We start from the raw sequence: 19,744 nt of genomic DNA on the forward strand, positions 1-19,744 counted from the left end.
CAACGCGCCATGCCACAACCTGAAATGCGTCGTATCCGTCGCATTCATTTCGTCGGTATCGGCGGTGTCGGCATGTGCGGCATTGCCGAAGTGCTGTTGAACCTGGGTTATGAAGTGTCCGGCTCCGACCTCAAGAGCTCGGCTGTGACCGATCGTCTGGAATCGTTCGGTGCGCAGATTTTTGTCGGCCATCGCGCAGAAAACACCGTGGGTGCCGACGTACTGGTGGTCTCCAGCGCCGTAAACACCTCCAACCCGGAAGTGGCCACTGCTCTGGAACGTCGTATTCCGGTCGTGCCGCGTGCCGAGATGCTTGCCGAACTGATGCGCTATCGCCACGGTATCGCCGTCGCCGGTACGCACGGCAAAACCACCACCACCAGCCTGATCGCTTCAGTGTTTGCTGCCGGTGGCCTGGACCCGACGTTCGTGATTGGCGGCCGTCTGAATGCGGCCGGCACCAACGCGCAGTTGGGCACCAGCCGTTACCTGATTGCCGAAGCCGACGAAAGCGATGCCAGCTTCCTGCACCTGCAGCCACTGGTCGCGGTCGTGACCAACATCGACGCCGACCACATGGCGACTTACGAAGGCGACTTCAACAAGCTGAAGAAGACCTTTGTCGAGTTTCTGCACAACCTGCCTTTCTATGGTCTGGCAGTGATGTGCATCGATGATCCGGTGGTGCGTGAAATTCTGCCACTGGTCAAGCGCCCGACGCTGACCTACGGCTTCAGCGAATCTGCCGACATACGTGCGATCAACGTGCGTCAGGACGGCATGCTGACGTTCTTTACGGTGCTGCGTCGCGACCGCGAGCCGCTGGATGTGTCGGTGAACATGCCCGGCAACCACAACGTGCTCAACTCGCTGGCCACCATCGCCATTGCGACCGACGAAGGCGTCAGTGATGAAGCCATCGTCCAGGGCCTGTCTGGCTTCCAGGGCGTCGGTCGCCGCTTTCAGGTCTACGGCGAATTGCCAGTCGAAGGCGGCAACGTGATGCTGGTCGATGACTACGGTCACCACCCGCGTGAAGTGGCCGCCGTGATCAACGCTGTGCGTGGCGGCTGGCCGGATCGTCGTCTGGTCATGGTTTACCAGCCGCACCGTTTCAGTCGCACACGGGACCTGTATGACGACTTCGTGCAGGTGTTGGCCGACGCCAACGTGCTGCTGCTGATGGAAGTCTACCCGGCCGGCGAAGAGCCGATTCCCGGTGCGGACAGCCGCAACCTGTGCCACAGCATTCGTCAGCGTGGTCAGCTGGACCCGATCTACATCGAGCGCGGCGTCGAGCTGGCACCGCTGGTCAAGCCGCTGCTGCGCGCTGGCGACATTCTGTTGTGTCAGGGTGCCGGCGACATTGGCGGTCTGGCACCACAACTGCTCAAGAGCCCGTTGTTCGTCGGCGCCAAAGTGGCTTCAACCGAAGGTAAGTTGAAATGACAGCCGTCGCCCGGTCTTCCCTGCGCTCGACACTGGAGCCGAAAAGCTTCGGCCGTGTCGCCGTGCTGTTCGGTGGCAAAAGCGCCGAACGGGAAGTCTCCCTGAATTCAGGCCATGCAGTGCTCAACGCGCTGCGCGATGCGGGCGTTGATGCGTTCGGCATCGATGTGGGCGACGATTTCCTGCAGCGCCTGGTCAGCGAAAAGATCGACCGTGCCTTTATCGTTCTGCACGGTCGAGGCGGCGAAGACGGCACCATGCAAGGGCTGCTGGAGTGCCTGGAAATCCCGTACACCGGCAGCGGCGTACTGGCTTCGGCACTGGCTATGGACAAGTTGCGCACCAAGCAGGTCTGGCAGAGTCTGGGCCTCCCGACGCCACGGCACGCCGTGCTGCAAAACGAGAACGATTGTATTTGCGCCGCGACGGAACTGGGCTTCCCTTTGATCGTCAAACCGGCCCATGAAGGCTCAAGTATCGGTATGGCCAAGGTGAACAGCGTCGACGAATTGATCGCCGCCTGGAAAGCCGCTAGTACCTACGATTCGCAAGTATTAGTCGAACAGTGGATTCAGGGTCCTGAGTTCACTGTGGCCTCTCTGCGTGGCCAGGTGCTGCCTCCTATCGGCCTGGGCACTCCTCACAGTTTTTACGATTACGACGCCAAGTACCTGGCCTCCGATACTCAGTACCGGATCCCGTGCGGGCTTGACGATGCGCAGGAACAGCAACTCAAAGAACTTGCAGCACGTGCTTGCGACGCCATCGGCATTGCCGGGTGGGCGCGCACGGATGTCATGCAGGACGAAGAGGGTAAGTTCTGGTTGCTGGAAGTGAACACCGTGCCCGGCATGACCGATCACAGTCTGGTCCCGATGGCGGCACGTGCTGCCGGTCTGGATTTTCAACAACTGGTGTTGGCGATTCTGGCCGACAGCGTTCAGGCGAGAGGGTAAGGCATGTACGGCCCGTCGGCACGTCCTCAGCCACCCGCTCCCGGCCGCAACAAGCCGGTGCCACGCGGCGCCAGCCGGATGGTGGCCAAGGAGCCTCTGTCGGCGCGCTTGCCCAAGGCCAACTTCAGCTTTCTGAAGCGTCTGATGTGGCCGGTGCTGTTGGTGGTTCTGGGCTTTGGTACTTATGAGGCCGCACAGCGTCTGCTGCCGTACGCCGACCGCCCGATCACCCGCATCAACGTGCAGGGCGATCTGAGTTACATCAGCCAGCAGGCTGTGCAGCAGCGAATTGCGCCGTATGTGGCGTCGAGCTTTTTCAAGATCGACCTGACGGCCATGCGCACCGAGCTGGAGCAGATGCCGTGGATTGCGCACGCCGAGGTCCGTCGCGTCTGGCCGGATCAGGTGGTGATTCGTCTCGAAGAGCAACTGCCGGTTGCCCGGTGGGGCGACGAGGCATTGTTGAATAACCAGGGGCAGGCTTTCACGCCGCGTGAACTGTCCAACTATGAACATCTTCCCCAGTTGTTCGGCCCGCAGCGGGCTCAACAGCAGGTGATGCAGCAGTACCAGGTGTTGAGTCAGATGTTGCGCCCTCTGGGCTTCTCCATCGTGCGCCTTGAACTGCGCGAGCGCGGCAGCTGGTTCCTGACAACAGGCGCCGGTAGTGCTGGCCCGGGTATCGAATTGTTGCTTGGACGCGACCATCTCGTCGAAAAAATGCGCCGTTTTATCGCCATTTACGACAAAACGCTGAAAGAACAAATCACGAATATCGCGCGCGTCGACTTGCGCTACTCCAATGGCCTGGCGGTCGGTTGGCGTGAGCAGGCAGCGCCGACGACGGAAAAACCCGCCGTCGCGAAGAATTGATAAGAGGCAAGACCATGGCAAACGTGCAAAGCGGCAAAATGATCGTCGGGCTGGATATCGGTACCTCCAAGGTGGTGGCACTGGTAGGCGAAGTCGCGGCCGATGGTTCGCTGGAAATCGTGGGTATCGGCACCCATCCCTCCCGCGGCCTGAAGAAGGGCGTGGTGGTGAACATCGAGTCGACCGTGCAATCGATTCAGCGCGCGATCGAAGAAGCCCAGTTGATGGCCGGTTGCCGTATTCACTCGGCGTTCGTAGGCGTTGCAGGCAGCCACATTCGCAGCCTGAACTCCCACGGCATCGTGGCGATTCGTGATCGTGAAGTCAGCTCTGCGGACCTTGAGCGTGTGCTTGATGCCGCTCAGGCCGTGGCCATTCCTGCTGACCAGCGCGTACTGCACACCTTGCCTCAGGATTACGTGATCGATAACCAGGAAGGCGTTCGTGAGCCACTGGGCATGTCCGGCGTGCGTCTGGAAGCCAAGGTTCACGTGGTGACCTGTGCAGTGAATGCCGCGCAGAACATCGAGAAGTGCGTGCGTCGCTGCGGCCTTGAAGTTGACGACATCATTCTCGAGCAACTGGCATCGGCCTATTCGGTACTGACCGACGACGAGAAAGAGCTGGGCGTCTGCCTGGTGGACATCGGTGGCGGCACCACCGACATCGCGATCTTCACCGAAGGCGCGATTCGCCACACCGCGGTCATCCCGATTGCCGGCGACCAGGTCACCAATGACATCGCGATGGCGCTGCGTACCCCGACCCAGTACGCCGAAGAAATCAAGATTCGTTACGCCTGCGCCCTGGCCAAACTGGCCGGTGCCGGTGAAACCATCAAAGTACCGAGCGTGGGCGACCGTCCACCTCGCGAGCTGTCCCGCCAGGCCTTGGCCGAAGTGGTCGAACCTCGTTACGACGAGCTGTTCACCCTGATCCAGGCCGAGCTGCGTCGCAGCGGCTACGAAGACCTGATCCCGGCCGGCATCGTGCTGACCGGTGGTACGGCAAAAATGGAAGGTGCGGTCGAGCTGGCTGAGGAGATCTTCCACATGCCAGTACGCCTCGGCGTACCGCACAGCGTCAAAGGGCTCGCGGATGTCGTGCGCAACCCGATCTATTCGACGGGCGTAGGCCTGTTGATGTACGGGCTGCAAAAGCAATCGGACGGCATTTCGCTGTCCGGGATTGTCGGCAACAGCAGCTACAGCGACGAAACCAAGGCCCCGGTGCTTGAGCGGATCAAGCGTTGGGTGCAGGGAAATTTCTGAGTTTCAACGATTTCAAAGATTCAGGGCGACAAAAAAGCAGTATCGGCAGGCAGTAGGCAAAACTAACTAGAAAGCGGAAGGAGAGAGAAAATGTTCGAACTCGTAGACAACGTCCCGCAAAGCCCGGTCATTAAAGTTATCGGTGTAGGCGGTGGTGGCGGAAACGCTGTCAATCACATGGTCAAGAGCAACATCGAAGGCGTGGAATTCATCTGCGCCAACACGGATGCTCAGGCGCTGAAAAACATTGGCGCGCGGACCATTCTGCAACTCGGTACAGGCGTGACCAAAGGTCTTGGCGCTGGCGCCAACCCTGAAGTCGGTCGTCAGGCCGCTATGGAAGACCGTGAGCGCATTGCAGAAGTCCTGCAAGGCACCAACATGGTGTTCATCACCACAGGCATGGGCGGCGGTACCGGTACCGGTGCAGCTCCGATCATTGCCGAAGTGGCCAAGGAAATGGGCATTCTGACGGTCGCCGTCGTGACCCGTCCGTTCCCGTTCGAAGGTCGCAAGCGTATGCAGATCGCCGATGAAGGCATCCGCATGCTGTCCGAAAGCGTCGACTCGTTGATCACCATTCCTAACGAGAAGCTGCTGACCATCCTCGGTAAGGACGCCAGCCTGCTGTCGGCTTTCGCCAAGGCTGACGATGTACTGGCCGGTGCCGTTCGCGGTATCTCCGACATCATCAAGCGTCCTGGCATGATCAACGTCGACTTCGCCGACGTTCGTACCGTGATGAGCGAAATGGGCATGGCAATGATGGGCACTGGTTGCGCCAGCGGTCCTAACCGTGCGCGTGAAGCCACTGAAGCAGCCATTCGCAACCCGCTGCTTGAAGACGTCAACCTGCAGGGCGCTCGCGGCATCCTGGTCAACATCACTGCTGGTCCTGACCTGTCTCTGGGTGAGTACTCGGACGTGGGCAGCATCATCGAAGCGTTCGCTTCCGAGCATGCGATGGTCAAGGTCGGTACGGTTATCGATCCGGACATGCGTGACGAGTTGCACGTGACGGTGGTTGCTACCGGCCTGGGCGCGAAAATCGAGAAACCTGTCAAGGTCATCGACAACACGCTGCAGACCTCCCAGCAGGCGCCTGCTCAGCAAGCGGCCCGTCAGGAAGCACCTTCGGTCAACTACCGTGATCTGGACCGTCCTACCGTGATGCGCAATCAGGCACACGCAGGCGCCACCGCGGCCGCGAAGATGAACCCTAACGACGATCTTGATTACCTGGACATCCCGGCTTTCCTGCGTCGTCAGGCCGATTGATGAAATGTATCAGGGGTATTAGGGTGATTGGTGTTCAGCAAAGGCATGGTCTGCTATCATCGCCAGCCTTTGTTGATACCAGTTCGCAACTTGCGCTGAAGCGGCCCATGCCATGATTAAACAACGCACCCTGAAAAATATTATCCGTGCCACAGGTGTAGGCCTGCACTCCGGGGAGAAGGTTTACCTGACCCTCAAGCCCGCACCTGTGAATACCGGCATTGTGTTTTGCCGAGCTGACCTTGACCCCGTCGTGCAGATCCCTGCGCGTGCGGAAAATGTCGGCGACACTACGCTGTCGACCACGCTGGTCAATGGTGATGTCAAAGTTGACACGGTAGAACACTTGCTCTCGGCCATGGCTGGCCTTGGCATCGATAACGCCTACGTCGAGCTCTCTGCCTCCGAAGTCCCGATCATGGACGGCAGCGCAGGCCCTTTCGTATTCCTGATTCAATCGGCAGGCCTGGAAGAACAGGACGCGCCGAAGAAATTCATCCGGATCCTGCGTGAAGTCACAGTGGAGGAGGGCGGTAAACGCGCTACCTTCGTGCCTTTCGAAGGGTTCAAGGTCAGTTTCGAGATCGATTTCGATCACCCCGTCTTCCGTGACCGCACTCAAAGTGCAAGCGTGGACTTTTCCAGCACTTCCTTCGTGAAGGAAGTCAGCCGTGCCCGAACCTTCGGGTTCATGAGTGATATCGAGTACCTGCGCAAGCACAATCTCGCACTCGGCGGCAGTGTGGAAAACGCCATTGTGGTCGACAAGGACGGCGTATTGAACGAAGACGGCCTGCGTTACGAGGACGAATTCGTCAAACACAAAATCCTGGACGCCATCGGTGACCTCTACCTGCTGGGCAATAGCCTGATCGGGGAGTTCCGGGGCTTCAAGTCGGGGCATGCACTGAACAATCGTCTCTTGCGCACGTTGATCGAGCAAAAAGACGCCTGGGAAGTGGTGACCTTCGAGGATGCCAGTACTGCTCCTATTTCTTACATGCGTCCTGTCGCGGCCGTGTAAGGAAGCTTTACTCTCTTTCCTTTTGTATTTTAAAGGCTGCCTTCGGGTGGCCTTTTTTTATGGCCTTTTGCAGGCGCTGCACCGGTGGGCCGTTACGCTCGATGCATTCAGGCGCTACTTCTTGTCCTTGGCATGGCTGGCCAGCCGCTCGAGTGCGGCCCGCAGCTTGGGGTCGGTGATGCCGTCGGCGGTGGCTTGAATGTTCTCGGCGGCGACCGTCGACAGGTCGATGGTATGCGTGGCTGCGCCGCGTGGCGCCTCGGGCGGCTGAACCTTGAAGAGAATGCGCGTCAGGTTGATGAACTCGTCAAAGGCGATCAGTTGCCGATGCAGGCGCTTCTGCTGATAGCGCAGGCGCGTGGCCCAGTGACCGTCCGTCACGATCAGCAACAAGGTGCCTTCCCGCCATGAAGCCACATGACAATGCTCGCGCGCCGCCGGCTGAAGCTGGCTTTCGAGCAGACGCTGCAGATGGCTGAGGCGCTCTGCATGGCGAAAAATGGCCTTCAAAGGCTTGGCTTCGCGCAGCAAAACGGCAGGTGGGCGGGCATTCAGCGGACGAAAGGCCATGAGGGATTGCCTGGGTAACAAGATGAACATGTTAACAGAAAGCATTCTGGCGGCTGCTTTTCAGGGCATTTCCGTGCTTTCATATGCAAATCAATGAGTAACTTCCCCGGATGACGGGTTGAAGTGCTTGAAAATGGCCCCATTGTAAAACTGCCCCGTCACAGCGCTGTGCCAGCATCGTGGAATAACGCCACTTTCCTCACCATCGTTTCCGGGTAGAATGCTCGTTCGCATGCGGCCATCTGGGCTGCACGGGCGACTCACGGGGCCGCCCTCCATTCCTATGTGTGGAAGATCCTGTCGATATGTTTGCGCCTTTGTTGAAAAAACTTTTTGGAAGCAAGAACGAGCGTGAAGTCAAACGCATGCTCAAGACGGTACAGATCGTCAATGCCTTCGAAGAGCAAATGGTGGCCCTTTCGGACGAGCAACTGCGCGCCAAGACCGAAGAGTTCAAGGCCCGCATAGCCAAAGGCGAGACCCTCGATCAATTGCTGCCTGAAGCCTTCGCTGTGGCCCGTGAAGCGGGCAAGCGTGTCATGGGCATGCGCCACTTCGACGTTCAGTTGATCGGCGGCATGACCCTGCACGAAGGTCAGATCGCGGAAATGCGTACCGGTGAAGGTAAAACCCTCGTCGGCACCTTGGCCGTGTACCTCAACGCCTTGTCCGGCAAGGGCGTTCACGTGGTTACCGTGAACGACTACCTCGCTCGCCGCGATGCCAACTGGATGCGTCCGCTGTACGAATTCCTCGGTCTGACCGTAGGGATCGTCACGCCATTCCAGCCACCGGAAGAGAAGCGCGCCGCCTACGCTGCCGACATCACTTACGGCACCAACAACGAATACGGCTTCGATTACTTGCGCGACAACATGGCGTTCAGCATGGACGACAAGTTCCAGCGTGAACTCAATTTCGCCGTGATCGACGAAGTCGACTCGATTCTGATCGACGAAGCGCGTACGCCGCTGATCATTTCCGGTCAGGCCGAAGACAGCTCCAAGCTGTACACCGAAATCAACCGCCTGATCCCCAAGCTCGAGCAGCACATCGAGGAAGTGGAAGGCGAAGTCACCAAGCCGGGCCATTTCACCGTTGACGAGAAAACCCGTCAGGTCGAGCTGAATGAAGCCGGTCACCAGTTCATCGAAGAAATGCTCACCGAAGTCGGCCTGCTGGCCGAAGGCGAGAGCCTGTATTCGGCGCACAACCTCGGCCTGCTGACTCACGTCTATGCCGGCCTGCGTGCTCACAAGCTGTTCAACCGCAACGTCGAGTACATCGTCTCGGACGGTCAGGTTCTGCTGGTTGACGAACACACCGGCCGTACCATGCCGGGCCGTCGTTTGTCCGAGGGCCTGCACCAGGCCATCGAAGCCAAGGAAGGCCTGAACATTCAGGCCGAAAGCCAGACCCTGGCCTCGACCACGTTCCAGAACTACTTCCGTCTGTACAACAAACTGTCCGGCATGACCGGTACAGCCGACACCGAAGCGTTCGAATTCCACCAGATCTACAACCTGGCCGTGATGGTCATCCCGCCGAACAAGCCTTTGGCGCGCAAGGACTTCAACGACCTCGTCTACCTGACCGCAGAAGAGAAGTACGCGGCCATCGTGACCGATATCAAGGCCTGCCTGGCGGAAAACCGTCCGGTGCTGGTGGGTACGGCGACCATCGAAACCTCCGAGCACATGTCCAGTCTGCTCAACAAGGAAGGTATCGAGCACAAGGTTCTGAACGCCAAGTTCCACGAAAAAGAAGCAGAAATCATTGCGCAGGCCGGTCGTCCGGGTGCGCTGACCATCGCCACCAACATGGCCGGTCGCGGTACCGACATCCTGTTGGGCGGTAACTGGGAAGTCGAAGTCGCCAATCTGGAAGACCCGACCCCCGAGCAGATCGCACAGATCAAGGCTGACTGGCAGAAGCGTCACCAGCAGGTGATTGAGGCGGGCGGTCTGCACGTGATTGCTTCCGAACGTCACGAATCACGTCGTATCGACAACCAGCTTCGCGGTCGTGCCGGTCGTCAGGGCGACACCGGTTCCAGCCGTTTCTACCTGTCGCTTGAAGACAGCCTGATGCGCATCTTTGCCTCTGACCGGGTGAAGAACTTCATGAAGGCACTGGGCATGCAGTCTGGCGAGGCCATCGAGCATCGCATGGTGACCAACGCCATCGAGAAAGCGCAGCGCAAGGTGGAAGGTCGCAACTTCGACATCCGCAAACAACTGCTTGAATTCGATGACGTGGCCAACGAGCAGCGCAAAGTGATCTATCACATGCGTAACACGCTGCTGGCCGCTGAAAACATCGGTGAGACCATTGCCGACTTCCGTGAAGAAGTCCTCAACAACCTCATCAGCCAGCATATTCCGCCACAGTCCCTGCCAGAGCAGTGGAACGTTGCCGGTCTGGAAGCTTCTCTGAACACCGACTTCGCCGTACAACTGCCGATTCAGCAATGGCTGGACGAAGACGACAACCTGCACGAAGACAGCCTGCGCGAGAAGATCATGGCGCAGTTGCTGGTGGCTTATAACGAGAAGGAAGATCAGGCCAGCGCCGAAGCGCTGCGCTCCTTCGAGAAGCAGATCCTCCTGCGCGTGCTGGACGATCTGTGGAAAGACCACCTGTCCACCATGGACCACCTGCGTCACGGCATCCACCTGCGCGGCTACGCTCAGAAGAACCCGAAGCAGGAATACAAGCGCGAGTCTTTCACCCTGTTCCAAGAACTGTTGGATTCGATCAAGCGCGACACCATCCGCGTGCTCTCGCACGTTCAGGTCCGTCGCGAAGATCCAGAGGAAGAAGAGGCACGTCTGCGTCGGGAAGCCGAAGAACTGGCCAGTCGCATGCAGTTCGAACACGCGCCTGCGCCGGGTATCGACCAGCCTCTCCTCGATGAAGAAGGCGGCGACGCGCCAGTGGCCGTTGCTTCCGAGCCCGTGCGTAACGACCAGAAACTGGGTCGCAACGAGCTGTGCTGGTGCGGTTCGGGCAAGAAATTCAAACACTGTCACGGCCAGATCAACTGAGCCTTCGACTGACTGTGTAATACCTGCGCCGCGACCGGCTTGCCCGTCGCGGCGTTTTTTCATTGATAGCCGTACCGCTGTGGACGGCGCCACACTCCTTGAGGAGCACCCCGATGGCTGTTGGTCTTGGTCCTTTGCCTGCGTTGCACCCGGTTCCCGGTTTTGAACTCGGCATTTCTTCTGCCGGCATCAAGCGTCCGGGGCGCAAGGACGTCGTGGTCATGCGCTGTGCCGAAGGCTCCAGCGTGGCCGGCGTCTTCACATTGAATGCGTTCTGCGCCGCGCCGGTCATTCTGGCCAAACAGCGTGTGCAGGGCACGGTACGTTATCTGCTCACCAATACCGGCAATGCCAATGCGGGTACAGGCGAGCCGGGGCTGGCGGCAGCGCGTCGCACTTGCGAAGCGCTGGCACAATTGACTGGCGTGGACGCGTCGGCGGTGCTGCCGTATTCGACCGGTGTGATCGGTGAGCCGTTGCCAGTGGAAAAGATCGAAGGCGCTCTGCAAGCGGCGCTGGATGATCTGTCTGTGGACAACTGGGCCGCTGCGGCGACCGGCATCATGACCACCGACACCCTGCCAAAAGGTGCCAGCCGTCAGTTCACCCATGACGGCGTGACCGTCACCGTGACCGGCATCAGCAAGGGCGCAGGCATGATTCGTCCGAACATGGCGACCATGCTCGGTTACATCGCCACTGACGCCCATGTGGCGCAGAGCGTGTTGCAGGACCTGATTCGCGACGGTGCCAACAAGTCCTTCAACCGGATCACCATTGATGGCGACACCTCGACCAACGATTGCTGCATGCTGATCGCCACCGGTCAGGCTGATCTGCCGCAGATCACCGAAGCCAAAGGCCCGCTGTTCGAAGCCTTGAAGAAAGCCGTTTTCGACGTGTGCATGGACGTTGCTCAGGCCATCGTGCGCGATGGCGAAGGCGCGACCAAATTTGTGACAGTCGAAGTCAACGGCGGTGGCAATCATCAGGAATGCCTGGACGTCGGTTACGCGGTCGCTCATTCGCCGCTGATCAAGACCGCACTGTTTGCCTCGGACCCTAACTGGGGCCGTATCCTGGCCGCGGTAGGCCGCGCTGGCGTGCCGGACCTCGACGTGAGCAAGATCGATGTATTTCTGGGTGGCGTCTGCATCGCCAGCCAGGGCTGCCGCGCGACCACTTACACAGAAGAGCAGGGCTCTGCGGTCATGGCCGAGGAAGAAATCACCATCCGTATCGAGCTGGGCCGCGGCGACTGCAGCGAGACCATCTGGACCACTGACCTTTCTCACGAATACGTGAAGATCAACGCGGAATATCGCACCTGATCCGACGTCCGGCGCGCAGGCACCTCGCCGTCGCGCCGGGCTTACGCGCTGAACTCAAAGGAGCTTAACCATGAGCCTGCATCTGATTATCGGCGACAAACGCTATTCCTCCTGGTCACTGCGTCCCTGGCTGGTGCTGGAGATGACCGGTGCGGCGTTCACCGATCAGGTTATTCGCCTGAACCAGCCTGATACCCGCGATAACATTCTCAAGTATTCACCCACCGGTAAAGTGCCTGCGTTGCAGTGCGAGCACGGTACGATCATTGATTCGCTGGCGATTTGCGAATACCTGGTCGAGCGCTTTCCGGACGTCGACTTGTGGCCGCGAGATATCGCCGCTCGCGCCCAGGCCCGTTCCGCCTGTGCGCAGATGCACAGCGGTTTCGTCAGCCTGCGTTCGAACATGCCGATGGACCTGCGTCAGGATCAGGCACTGGACGTGATTCCGGCCGAGACCCGGCAGGACATAGATCGCATTGTTGCGCTGTGGGCCGAGTGCCGCGCTGCTGCTGCCGAAGACGGTCCGTTTCTGTTCGGTAAACCAAGCATTGCCGATGCGTTCTTCGCGCCGGTGGCGATTCGTCTGCGCGGCTACCGTGTCGAGTTGCCGGCAGAAGCGCTGGCCTATATCGACACCGTCTACCAATGGCCTGCTTTCAAACGCTGGCAGCAGGCTGGTCTGGAGGAGTCCTGATCGTGAAACGTGTTCATGTAGCCGCCGCCGTCATTCGTGGCGCTGACGGCAAAATACTGATTGCCCGGCGCGCCGACAGTCAGCATCAAGGCGGTCTCTGGGAGTTTCCTGGAGGCAAGGTCGAGGCAGGTGAGACGGTCGAGTCTGCACTTGCACGTGAACTGCAGGAAGAACTGGGCATCGTGGTAATGGCGGCGCGCCCGTTGATCAAGGTCAGTCATGATTATCCCGACAAGCAGGTGCTGCTGGATGTGTGGGAAGTTTCCGCATTCACGGGCGAGCCGCAAGGTGTCGAAGGGCAGCCACTGGTCTGGGTAACCTCCCGTGAATTGCCTGACTACGAGTTTCCGGCAGCGAACCAGCCGATCGTGGCCGCAGCCTGTTTGCCCGGTGAGTACCTGATCACGCCTGACGGGCTGGACAACATCGAATTGTTGCGTGGCATGCAGAAGGCCATCGCGGGCGGCATCAAGCTGGTCCAGTTGCGCGCGCCGGGTGGGTATGACCCGAAGTATCGTGACCTGGCGGTTGACGCGGCAGGGTTGTGTGCGGGCAAGGCGCAACTCATGCTCAAAGGCCCTCTGGAGTGGCTGGGCGACTTTCCGTCGGCTGGCTGGCACCTGACCTCCGAGCAACTGCGCAAATACGCCAGCCGCGGGCGTCCGTTCCCTGAGAATCGCTGGTTGGCAGCGTCCTGTCATGACGCCGAGGAACTGGCGCTGGCAGAGCAGATGGGCGTGGATTTCGTCACCCTGTCACCGGTTCAGCCAACCCTGACGCACCCTGATGCACAGCCACTGGGCTGGGAGCGGGCAACCCAGTTGATCGCAGGCTTCAACAAGCCGGTCTTTCTGTTGGGCGGCGTAGGCCCTGCCGAGCGTCAACGAGCCTGGGAAAGCGGCGCACAGGGCGTGGCCGGAATCCGCGCATTCTGGCCTGACGAGATCGTCTGAGTCGCAACAGAGGACGCAAAGCGTCGGCGCGACAGTGACGGATTCTTGTGGGAGTGAGCTTGCTCACGAAGGCGTCGATCCAGGTGCCTTATTTTGATGGCTGCACCGGGCCCTTCGCGAGCAAGCTCGAACACTCGATTTTCGCGTTGGCACGACAGTTACAGATTACTGTGGTAGTGAGTGTGATCACGCAGACGCCGATATTGGAGCCTTATTCTGCTGGCTGGATCGGAGCCTTCGCGAGCAAGCACACTCCCACAATGTTCATAAACAGCTTTTCGACTGCAACGCCCGCAGCCACGCGAGGCCTTCGCTGGTGTCGCCTTTCGGGCGGTATTCGCAGCCGATCCAGCCGGTGTAGCCCAGTTCGTCGATGACGTTGAACAGGTGCTCGTAATTCAGCTCGCCGAGGTTCGGCTCGTTGCGATCCGGAACGCCCGCGATCTGGATGTGGCCGATGCCTGCAAAGTCGCGGCGCAGTTTACTGGTCAGGTCGCCTTCGACGATCTGGCAGTGGTAGCAATCGAACTGAACCTTCAGGTTATCGGCACCCACCAGCTTGCAAATGTCCTGCGCCTGATCCTGACGATTGAGAAAGAAGCCCGGCATGTCACGGGTGTTGATCGGTTCGATCAGGATCGTGACGCCAACAGCTTTGGCCTGCTCTGCCGCGAACGCCAGGTTTTCCAGGTAGACCGCCTGATGGCGCTCACGCAAATCCTCGTTGGGCAGCAGCCCGGCCATTACATGCACGCGGTCATTGCCCAGCACCTGCGCATATTCCAGCGCGCGTTCGAGGCCGCTGCGAAATTCCGCCTCGCGGCCCGGCAGTGTCGCAATGCCTCGCTCGCAAGCATCCCAGTCGCCCGGCGGGGCGTTGAACAGCGCCTGCACCAGGCCGTTGTCGCTCAGGCGCTGTTTGAGTTCCTGCGGCGTGTAGGCATAAGGAAACAGATACTCGACCGCGCCGAAACCATCGGCGGCGGCTGCGGCAAAGCGCTCAAGAAAATCATGCTGCGGGTACAGCATGCTGAGGTTGGCGGCAAAACGAGGCATGTTAACTCCAGTCTTCAAAGGGTCAGACGAATGGCCAAAGCAGCAGGGTGATCACGAAGCCCAGTGTGCCGAGCAGCGTGACCAGCACGGTCCAGGTGCGCAAGCCGTCGGCGACGTTGAGGCCCGCCAGCTTGGTGAACATCCAGTAACCGGCGTCGTTGATGTGCGACATGGCCAGACCGCCACCGCCCATCGCCAGGCACAACAGGGCCAGATGGTTGGCGCTCAGGTCCAGGGTGGCGATCAGCGGGCTGAGAATACCGGCGGTGGTGACCAGCGCGACGGTGGTCGAACCCTGAACCGCACGCAGCAACAGCGTCAGCAGGAAGCCCAGCGCCAGTACCGGCAGACCGGTATTGCGCAGCGCCTCGGAGACCACCGCACCGATGCCGGTATCGACCAGCACCTTGCCGAACACGCCACCGGCACCCGCGATCAGAATCACCATGGCCACACCGGGCAGGGCCGAACCGATTACGTCTGACACCTGAGAACGGCTCCAGCCACGACGCGAACCCAGCAGCCAGGCGCAGAGCAACGTGTCGATCAACAGCGCAACCAGCGGTGCCCCGAGCACTGTCAGCACTGCGCGCAGCGTGGACGTTGCCGGCAGCAGGGTCGTCGCCAGCGTGCCCATTAGAATCAATACGATCGGCAACAGAATCAGCGCAATGATCAGCCCGAAGCCCGGTGCAGGCGCTGGCGGCAGTTTGCTCGCCAGGCTGCTGGCGCTTTCTTCGGCGCCCAGGGTTCTGGTTTCGGTCGCTTCCCGCACGCCGGAATAGTCATTGCGTGCCCAGGCTTCCAGGTCTTCGTTGGTGACGTGTGAACCGTAGACCTCGGCACGAATGTCGTCGGTCATCGGGTAGGTTTTGCGGGTCATGCGGCCTGCCACGAAGTAACCGATCATGCACAGTACCGCGACAATCGGGATACCCAGCATCAGCACGCGACCCAGGTCCGCGCCCAACTGACTGGCCGCAGCGACGGCTCCGGGGTGCGGGGGCAGAAACGCATGCACCGCCAGCAGCGCAGCACACATCGGCAGCGCAAAAATCAGCAACGGCTTGCGCGCCGCCCGTGCCACGCCATAGGCCAGTGGCATGAGGATGATCACGCCGACCTCGAAGAAGACCGGAATGCCGACCATGAAGCCGGCGATGGTCAGCGCCAGCGGCGTGCGCTTGTTGCCGAAACGATTGATCAGGGTTTTGGCCAGTGCTTCAGCCCCGCCCGACAGCTCGATAATGCGCCCGATCATCGCGCCCAGCGCGATGATGATCGCAATGTGGCCGAGGGTCTTGCCCATGCCGCCTTCAATGGTGGCGACCAGATCGGCCGGCTTAACACCCGCGACCAGCGCCACGATGATGCTGACCAGCATCAAGGCAACGAAGGGCTGGAATTTGTACTTGAGCACCAGGAACAGCAGCAGTGCGATGCCCGCACCGGCCACGACCATCAACATGAGCGGCGTCATGCCTGTGTACTCCGGTCATTGAGGGTAAAGACTGACAGCGAAACAGCGGGGTAGAGGTGAGTCATGCTCTCGATTCCTGTTGTTATTTTGTTATTGTTTTTCGGTCGGGAGGCGCGAGGCGCCTCTCGATCAGTGGGTGCCCGTTTACCACTTCGCGCCGAACACCTGACGCAATTCCTCCAGCGCTGTCGGGTCCAGCGGTGCAGGTTTGGGGTTGCTCATCAGCCACAGGCGCGCGGTTTCTTCCAGCTCTTCCAGGGCATAGCAGGCCTTGGCCACCGAGCTTTCCCAGACCACCGGGCCGAGACGTTCGAGCATCACGCCGCGCACACTGTTGGCCAGTTGCGCCACGCGCTCGGCGACTTTTGGCGAGCCGGGGCGTTCGTAAGCGATCAGCGGGATGTGCCCGACTTTCATCACCTGATAAGGCGTCAGCGGCGGCAGAATGTCGTCCTCGCGCCACACGCCTGCCAGGGTCAGCGCCACAAGATGCGTCGAGTGGGTATGCACCACGCCGCCGACTTCAGGGTTGCGGTCGTAGACTTCGCGGTGCAGCGCCAGGGTCTTGGATGGCTTGCTGCCCGACACCCATTCACCGACCAGATTGACCTTGGCGATGTCTGCCGGGTCCATGCGGCCCAGGCAGGCGTCAGTCGGTGTGATCAGCCAGCCATCATCAAGGCGCGCGCTGATGTTGCCCGCGCTGCCGACCGTATAGCCGCGGCCGTAGAGCAGCCGGCCGACGTCGCAGATTTCCTGGCGCAGTGCGTTTTCATCGATCATCAGGCTTCCCCCGCCAGTTGCTTGAGGGCCTTGGCGAAGAAGTCGCGTGCGCCGAAGTTGCCGGATTTCAGCGCCAGAGCCAGCGGTTGCGCGCCGCTGCTGACGGTGGCAGGAACGCCCGGATCGATCTGTGCGCCGATCTGCAGCAATTGCACGCCCAGCGCCTGCACCACTGCGCCGGAGGTCTCGCCTCCGGCCACCACGAAGCGGCGCACGCCAGCGTCCATCAAACCTTTGGCGATCTCGCCCAAAGCGGCTTCGACCATCGCGCCGGAGCGCTCTACACCCAACTCGTTCTGCACGGCTTTGACTTCATCCGGCGTGCTGGTGGCGTAGATCAGCACGGTTTGCCCGGCGTCTCTGGCAAACGCCAGCGCCTGTTCGACCACCGGTTTGCCTGCGGCCAGCTCCAGCGGGTTGAGGCGCAACGCAGGGCGACCGGCTTCCACCCACGCGGCGACCTGGCCGTTGGTGGCCACCGAAGCGCTGCCCGCCAGCACCACGTCGCCGCCGCTGATAGCAATCTGTTTGGCCGCATCGATATCACGCAGCTTGCCGGCCTTGCGGAAGTTGCCTGGCAAGCCCAGCGCCAGCCCCGAACCGCCGGTCAGCAGTGGCAGGTCGGCACAGGCTTCGCCCAGCGTGTACAGGTCGGCGTCCGACAGGGCATCGGCAATCGCCATGCTCACACCGTCGGCGCGCAGCTCGGCCATTTTGCTGCGTACGCTGTCCACGCCTTTGGCAATCGTGTCGTAGCGCAGCAAGCCGACTTTATGAGTGGTCTGCGCTTGCAGCACGCGCACCAGATTGGCATCGGTCATCGGTGTCAGCGGATGGTTCTGCATGCCCGATTCGCTGAGCAACTGGTCCTGAACGAACAGGTGACCCCGGAAAATCGTACGGCCGTTTTCCGGGAACGCCGGGCAGGCCAGGGTGAAATCACTGCCCAGTTGTTCCAGCAGCGCTTCGCTGACCTGGCCGATGTTGCCTGCGGCGGTCGAATCGAAGGTCGAGCAATACTTGAAGAAGATCTGCTCGCAGCCGCGCTCGCGCAGCCATTCCAGTGCTGCGAGGGATTCGGCGACCGCGTCGGCAGTCGGCGTGGTGCGCGACTTGAGGGCGATGACGATCGCGTCGGCGTCCAGGCCCGCAGCCATTTCGGCGCTGGGGATGCCGATGCTCTGCACGGTGCGCATACCGCCCCGCACCAGCATGTTGGCAAGGTCGGTCGCGCCAGTGAAATCGTCGGCAATGCAGCCCAGCAGCGGGCGAGCGTTATTCAGGCTCATCGTTCGCTCCTCAGGCTTTTTCCGGCTTGGCTTTAGGCAGTTCGATGCCCGGGAAAATCTTGATCACCGCCGAGTCGTCTTCGCGACCGAAACCGGCGCTGGACGCCTGCATGAACATCTGGTGCGCCGTGGCCGACAGCGGCAGCGGGAATTTGCTGCTGCGTGCGGTATCCAGCACCAGGCCCAGGTCCTTGACGAAGATGTCCACAGCCGACAGGGGTGTGTAATCGGCATTGAGGATGTGCGGCACGCGGTTTTCAAACATCCACGAGTTACCGGCACTGTTGGTGATCACTTCGTACAGCGCATCGGCGTCGACGCCTTCACGCAGGCCGAGCGCCATCGCTTCGGCACTGGCAGCGATATGCACGCCGGCCAGTAACTGGTTGATGATTTTGACTTTCGAGCCTAGCCCGTGAACGTCGCCCAGACGATAGACCTTGCCGGCCATGCCGTTGAGGACGGCTTCAGCTTTGGCGTAGGACTCGGCCGGGCCGGAAGTCATCATGGTCATCTGGCCAGCGGCAGCTTTGGCTGCGCCGCCGGAAATCGGGGCATCGAGGTACAGCAGGTTCTGTGCTGCAAGGCGTTCGCCGAGTTCGACTGCGAAGGTCGGCGCGACGGTGGCGCAGCCGATCACCAGGCTGCCCGGACGCAAGGCCGCGATGGCACCGTTTTCACCGAACAGGACGGTTTCAGTCTGCTCGGCATTGACCACCACGGTGATGATCACGTCGCAGGCCGCGGCCATGCTGGCCGGGGATGGGCAGGCAACACCGCCTTCCTGGGCGAACGCCTCGGTCACGCTGGTGCGCACGTCGCACGCATGCACATTGAAGCCGCTGCGCAGCAACGAGCGGGCAATGCCCAGGCCCATCGCGCCAAGGCCGATAACGCCCACATTCTTGGTGTTCATGCAGTAATCCTCAACGTCAGTGCCGATGCCTGTGACGCCGGCATTCGAGCGTTATTGTTCTGATCTGTGAATACGATAGTGAATCAATAGGTAAATAATGTGAAGTATTTTTATTTCTAACAAAATTTAACATCGATAGGCTTTTTCCATCGCCCACAAAAAAGCCCCTGACCGGGGCTTGATTGGAAGTGCCTGATATCGACGCGTCGCATCGTGGGTGACGAATCAGAATTTCGGCACTGGCGCGCTGGTGGCGTTCTTCAGCGAACCGCTTTCCTGACGCACGACCTCTTTGGGCTTGTACGCGCAATAACCGGGGCGCGGCCCGATTTTCGGGTGGTTGCGGCAGGTGTCCGGGCGCTTGTCGTAGATGGTACACAGACGGCTTTTGCGGTCCAGGTACAGGCAGTCGTTGTTGCTCATGCGTTGCAACGTGAAGATTTCCGACTTCTGGTTGTAGCGCTCGACGATGCCTTCTTTCTGCAGCCGCTTGGCGATGTTCTTCGCCGGGTCGCCGCGCTCGAACTCATCGACGATGCCGATGCGGATCAGGTCCTTGATCTTCACTTCTACCGGCAATGTGCAGCAGCTGGAGATGCAGCCTCCGCACATATGGCTGGAGTACTTGGCCCAGGTGTCGATGCGGTCGAGTTCTGCGGCGGCGATCAAGGTGGGTTTCATTTTATTTCAGAATTCCGGGTGTATCGGGGCGCGCGATCATACCGGTCCGCGGCCCTTTGCAGTAAGTAAAAATTGCCGAGGCGACTGTCG

Annotated in this window: 17 protein-coding genes; 10 read left to right on the forward strand and 7 right to left on the reverse strand. The window is 60.3% G+C overall.

All coding sequences use genetic code 11. From position 1 onward, the window contains the following. Positions 1 to 9 precede the first annotated feature (9 nt). The 6 genes from murC to lpxC all read left to right on the forward strand — a co-directional run bounded on the left by murC (position 10) and on the right by lpxC (position 6,851). A complete protein-coding gene (gene murC, locus BW686_RS02530) occupies positions 10 to 1,449 on the forward strand; it encodes a UDP-N-acetylmuramate--L-alanine ligase (RefSeq protein ID WP_179149160.1) in 1,440 nt (479 codons plus the stop codon). Continuing rightward, complete coding sequence (locus BW686_RS02535; protein ID WP_084914066.1) at positions 1,446 to 2,405, forward strand: D-alanine--D-alanine ligase; 960 nt, start codon at positions 1,446 to 1,448, stop codon at positions 2,403 to 2,405. Before murC ends, BW686_RS02535 begins: the two co-directional genes overlap by 4 nt. Positions 2,406 to 2,408: 3 nt before the next feature. Continuing rightward, a complete protein-coding gene (locus BW686_RS02540) occupies positions 2,409 to 3,278 on the forward strand; it encodes a cell division protein FtsQ/DivIB (protein WP_084914067.1) in 870 nt (289 codons plus the stop codon). Positions 3,279 to 3,292: 14 nt separating this feature from the next. Then, entirely contained in the window at positions 3,293 to 4,549 is a 1,257-nt protein-coding gene (gene ftsA, locus BW686_RS02545; protein WP_003364017.1) for a cell division protein FtsA, read from the forward strand. Positions 4,550 to 4,639: 90 nt separating this feature from the next. After that, positions 4,640 to 5,827, forward strand: coding sequence for a cell division protein FtsZ (gene ftsZ, locus BW686_RS02550; RefSeq protein WP_084914068.1), 1,188 nt, complete (start codon positions 4,640 to 4,642; stop codon positions 5,825 to 5,827). Between the two features lie 112 nt (positions 5,828 to 5,939). Further along, on the forward strand, positions 5,940 to 6,851 hold the full coding sequence (gene lpxC, locus BW686_RS02555) for a UDP-3-O-acyl-N-acetylglucosamine deacetylase (RefSeq protein ID WP_002555040.1): 912 nt from the start codon (positions 5,940 to 5,942) through the stop codon (positions 6,849 to 6,851). Positions 6,852 to 6,965: 114 nt separating this feature from the next. Here the strand turns inward: lpxC and BW686_RS02560 are convergent, their stop codons facing one another. Beyond that, positions 6,966 to 7,421: a DUF721 domain-containing protein gene (locus tag BW686_RS02560; protein WP_179149147.1), complete on the reverse strand. Its 456-nt coding sequence runs from the start codon at positions 7,419 to 7,421 to the stop codon at positions 6,966 to 6,968. A gap of 305 nt (positions 7,422 to 7,726) precedes the next feature. Between BW686_RS02560 and secA the strand changes: the two genes are divergently transcribed. The 4 genes from secA (at position 7,727) to BW686_RS02580 (ending at position 13,449) form a co-directional block, all read left to right on the forward strand. After that, positions 7,727 to 10,468 carry a preprotein translocase subunit SecA gene (gene secA / locus BW686_RS02565; protein ID WP_084914070.1) on the forward strand — a complete coding sequence of 914 codons (2,742 nt, stop codon included), beginning with the start codon at positions 7,727 to 7,729 and terminating at the stop codon, positions 10,466 to 10,468. 113 nt (positions 10,469 to 10,581) lie between these two features. After that, complete coding sequence (argJ, locus tag BW686_RS02570) at positions 10,582 to 11,799, forward strand: bifunctional glutamate N-acetyltransferase/amino-acid acetyltransferase ArgJ (protein WP_084914071.1); 1,218 nt, start codon at positions 10,582 to 10,584, stop codon at positions 11,797 to 11,799. 70 nt (positions 11,800 to 11,869) lie between these two features. Further along, positions 11,870 to 12,496 carry a glutathione S-transferase family protein gene (locus BW686_RS02575; RefSeq protein WP_084914072.1) on the forward strand — a complete coding sequence of 209 codons (627 nt, stop codon included), beginning with the start codon at positions 11,870 to 11,872 and terminating at the stop codon, positions 12,494 to 12,496. Between the two features lie 2 nt (positions 12,497 to 12,498). Beyond that, the gene (locus BW686_RS02580; protein ID WP_084914073.1) at positions 12,499 to 13,449 is read left to right on the forward strand and encodes a Nudix family hydrolase; all 951 of its coding nucleotides are present in this window, start codon (positions 12,499 to 12,501) and stop codon (positions 13,447 to 13,449) included. Between the two features lie 264 nt (positions 13,450 to 13,713). Here the strand turns inward: BW686_RS02580 and otnI are convergent, their stop codons facing one another. The 6 genes from otnI to BW686_RS02610 all read right to left on the reverse strand — a co-directional run bounded on the left by otnI (position 13,714) and on the right by BW686_RS02610 (position 19,654). Continuing rightward, positions 13,714 to 14,505, reverse strand: coding sequence for a 2-oxo-tetronate isomerase (gene otnI, locus BW686_RS02585; protein ID WP_084914074.1), 792 nt, complete (start codon positions 14,503 to 14,505; stop codon positions 13,714 to 13,716). Between the two features lie 22 nt (positions 14,506 to 14,527). Further along, positions 14,528 to 15,985: a GntT/GntP/DsdX family permease gene (locus BW686_RS02590; RefSeq protein ID WP_084914075.1), complete on the reverse strand. Its 1,458-nt coding sequence runs from the start codon at positions 15,983 to 15,985 to the stop codon at positions 14,528 to 14,530. 144 nt (positions 15,986 to 16,129) lie between these two features. After that, entirely contained in the window at positions 16,130 to 16,768 is a 639-nt protein-coding gene (otnC, locus tag BW686_RS02595; RefSeq protein WP_084914076.1) for a 3-oxo-tetronate 4-phosphate decarboxylase, read from the reverse strand. Continuing rightward, on the reverse strand, positions 16,768 to 18,057 hold the full coding sequence (otnK, locus tag BW686_RS02600) for a 3-oxo-tetronate kinase (protein ID WP_084914077.1): 1,290 nt from the start codon (positions 18,055 to 18,057) through the stop codon (positions 16,768 to 16,770). The genes otnC and otnK overlap by 1 nt, the downstream gene beginning before the upstream one ends. 10 nt (positions 18,058 to 18,067) lie before the next feature. Continuing rightward, entirely contained in the window at positions 18,068 to 18,973 is a 906-nt protein-coding gene (gene ltnD / locus BW686_RS02605) for an L-threonate dehydrogenase (protein ID WP_084914078.1), read from the reverse strand. 225 nt (positions 18,974 to 19,198) lie between these two features. Then, positions 19,199 to 19,654, reverse strand: coding sequence for a YkgJ family cysteine cluster protein (locus BW686_RS02610; RefSeq protein WP_084914079.1), 456 nt, complete (start codon positions 19,652 to 19,654; stop codon positions 19,199 to 19,201). Positions 19,655 to 19,744: the final 90 nt, after the last annotated feature.

The organism is Pseudomonas syringae, assembly GCF_002157375.1.
In the GTDB taxonomy this organism is placed as follows: Bacteria; Pseudomonadota; Gammaproteobacteria; order Pseudomonadales; family Pseudomonadaceae; genus Aquipseudomonas; species Aquipseudomonas syringae_T.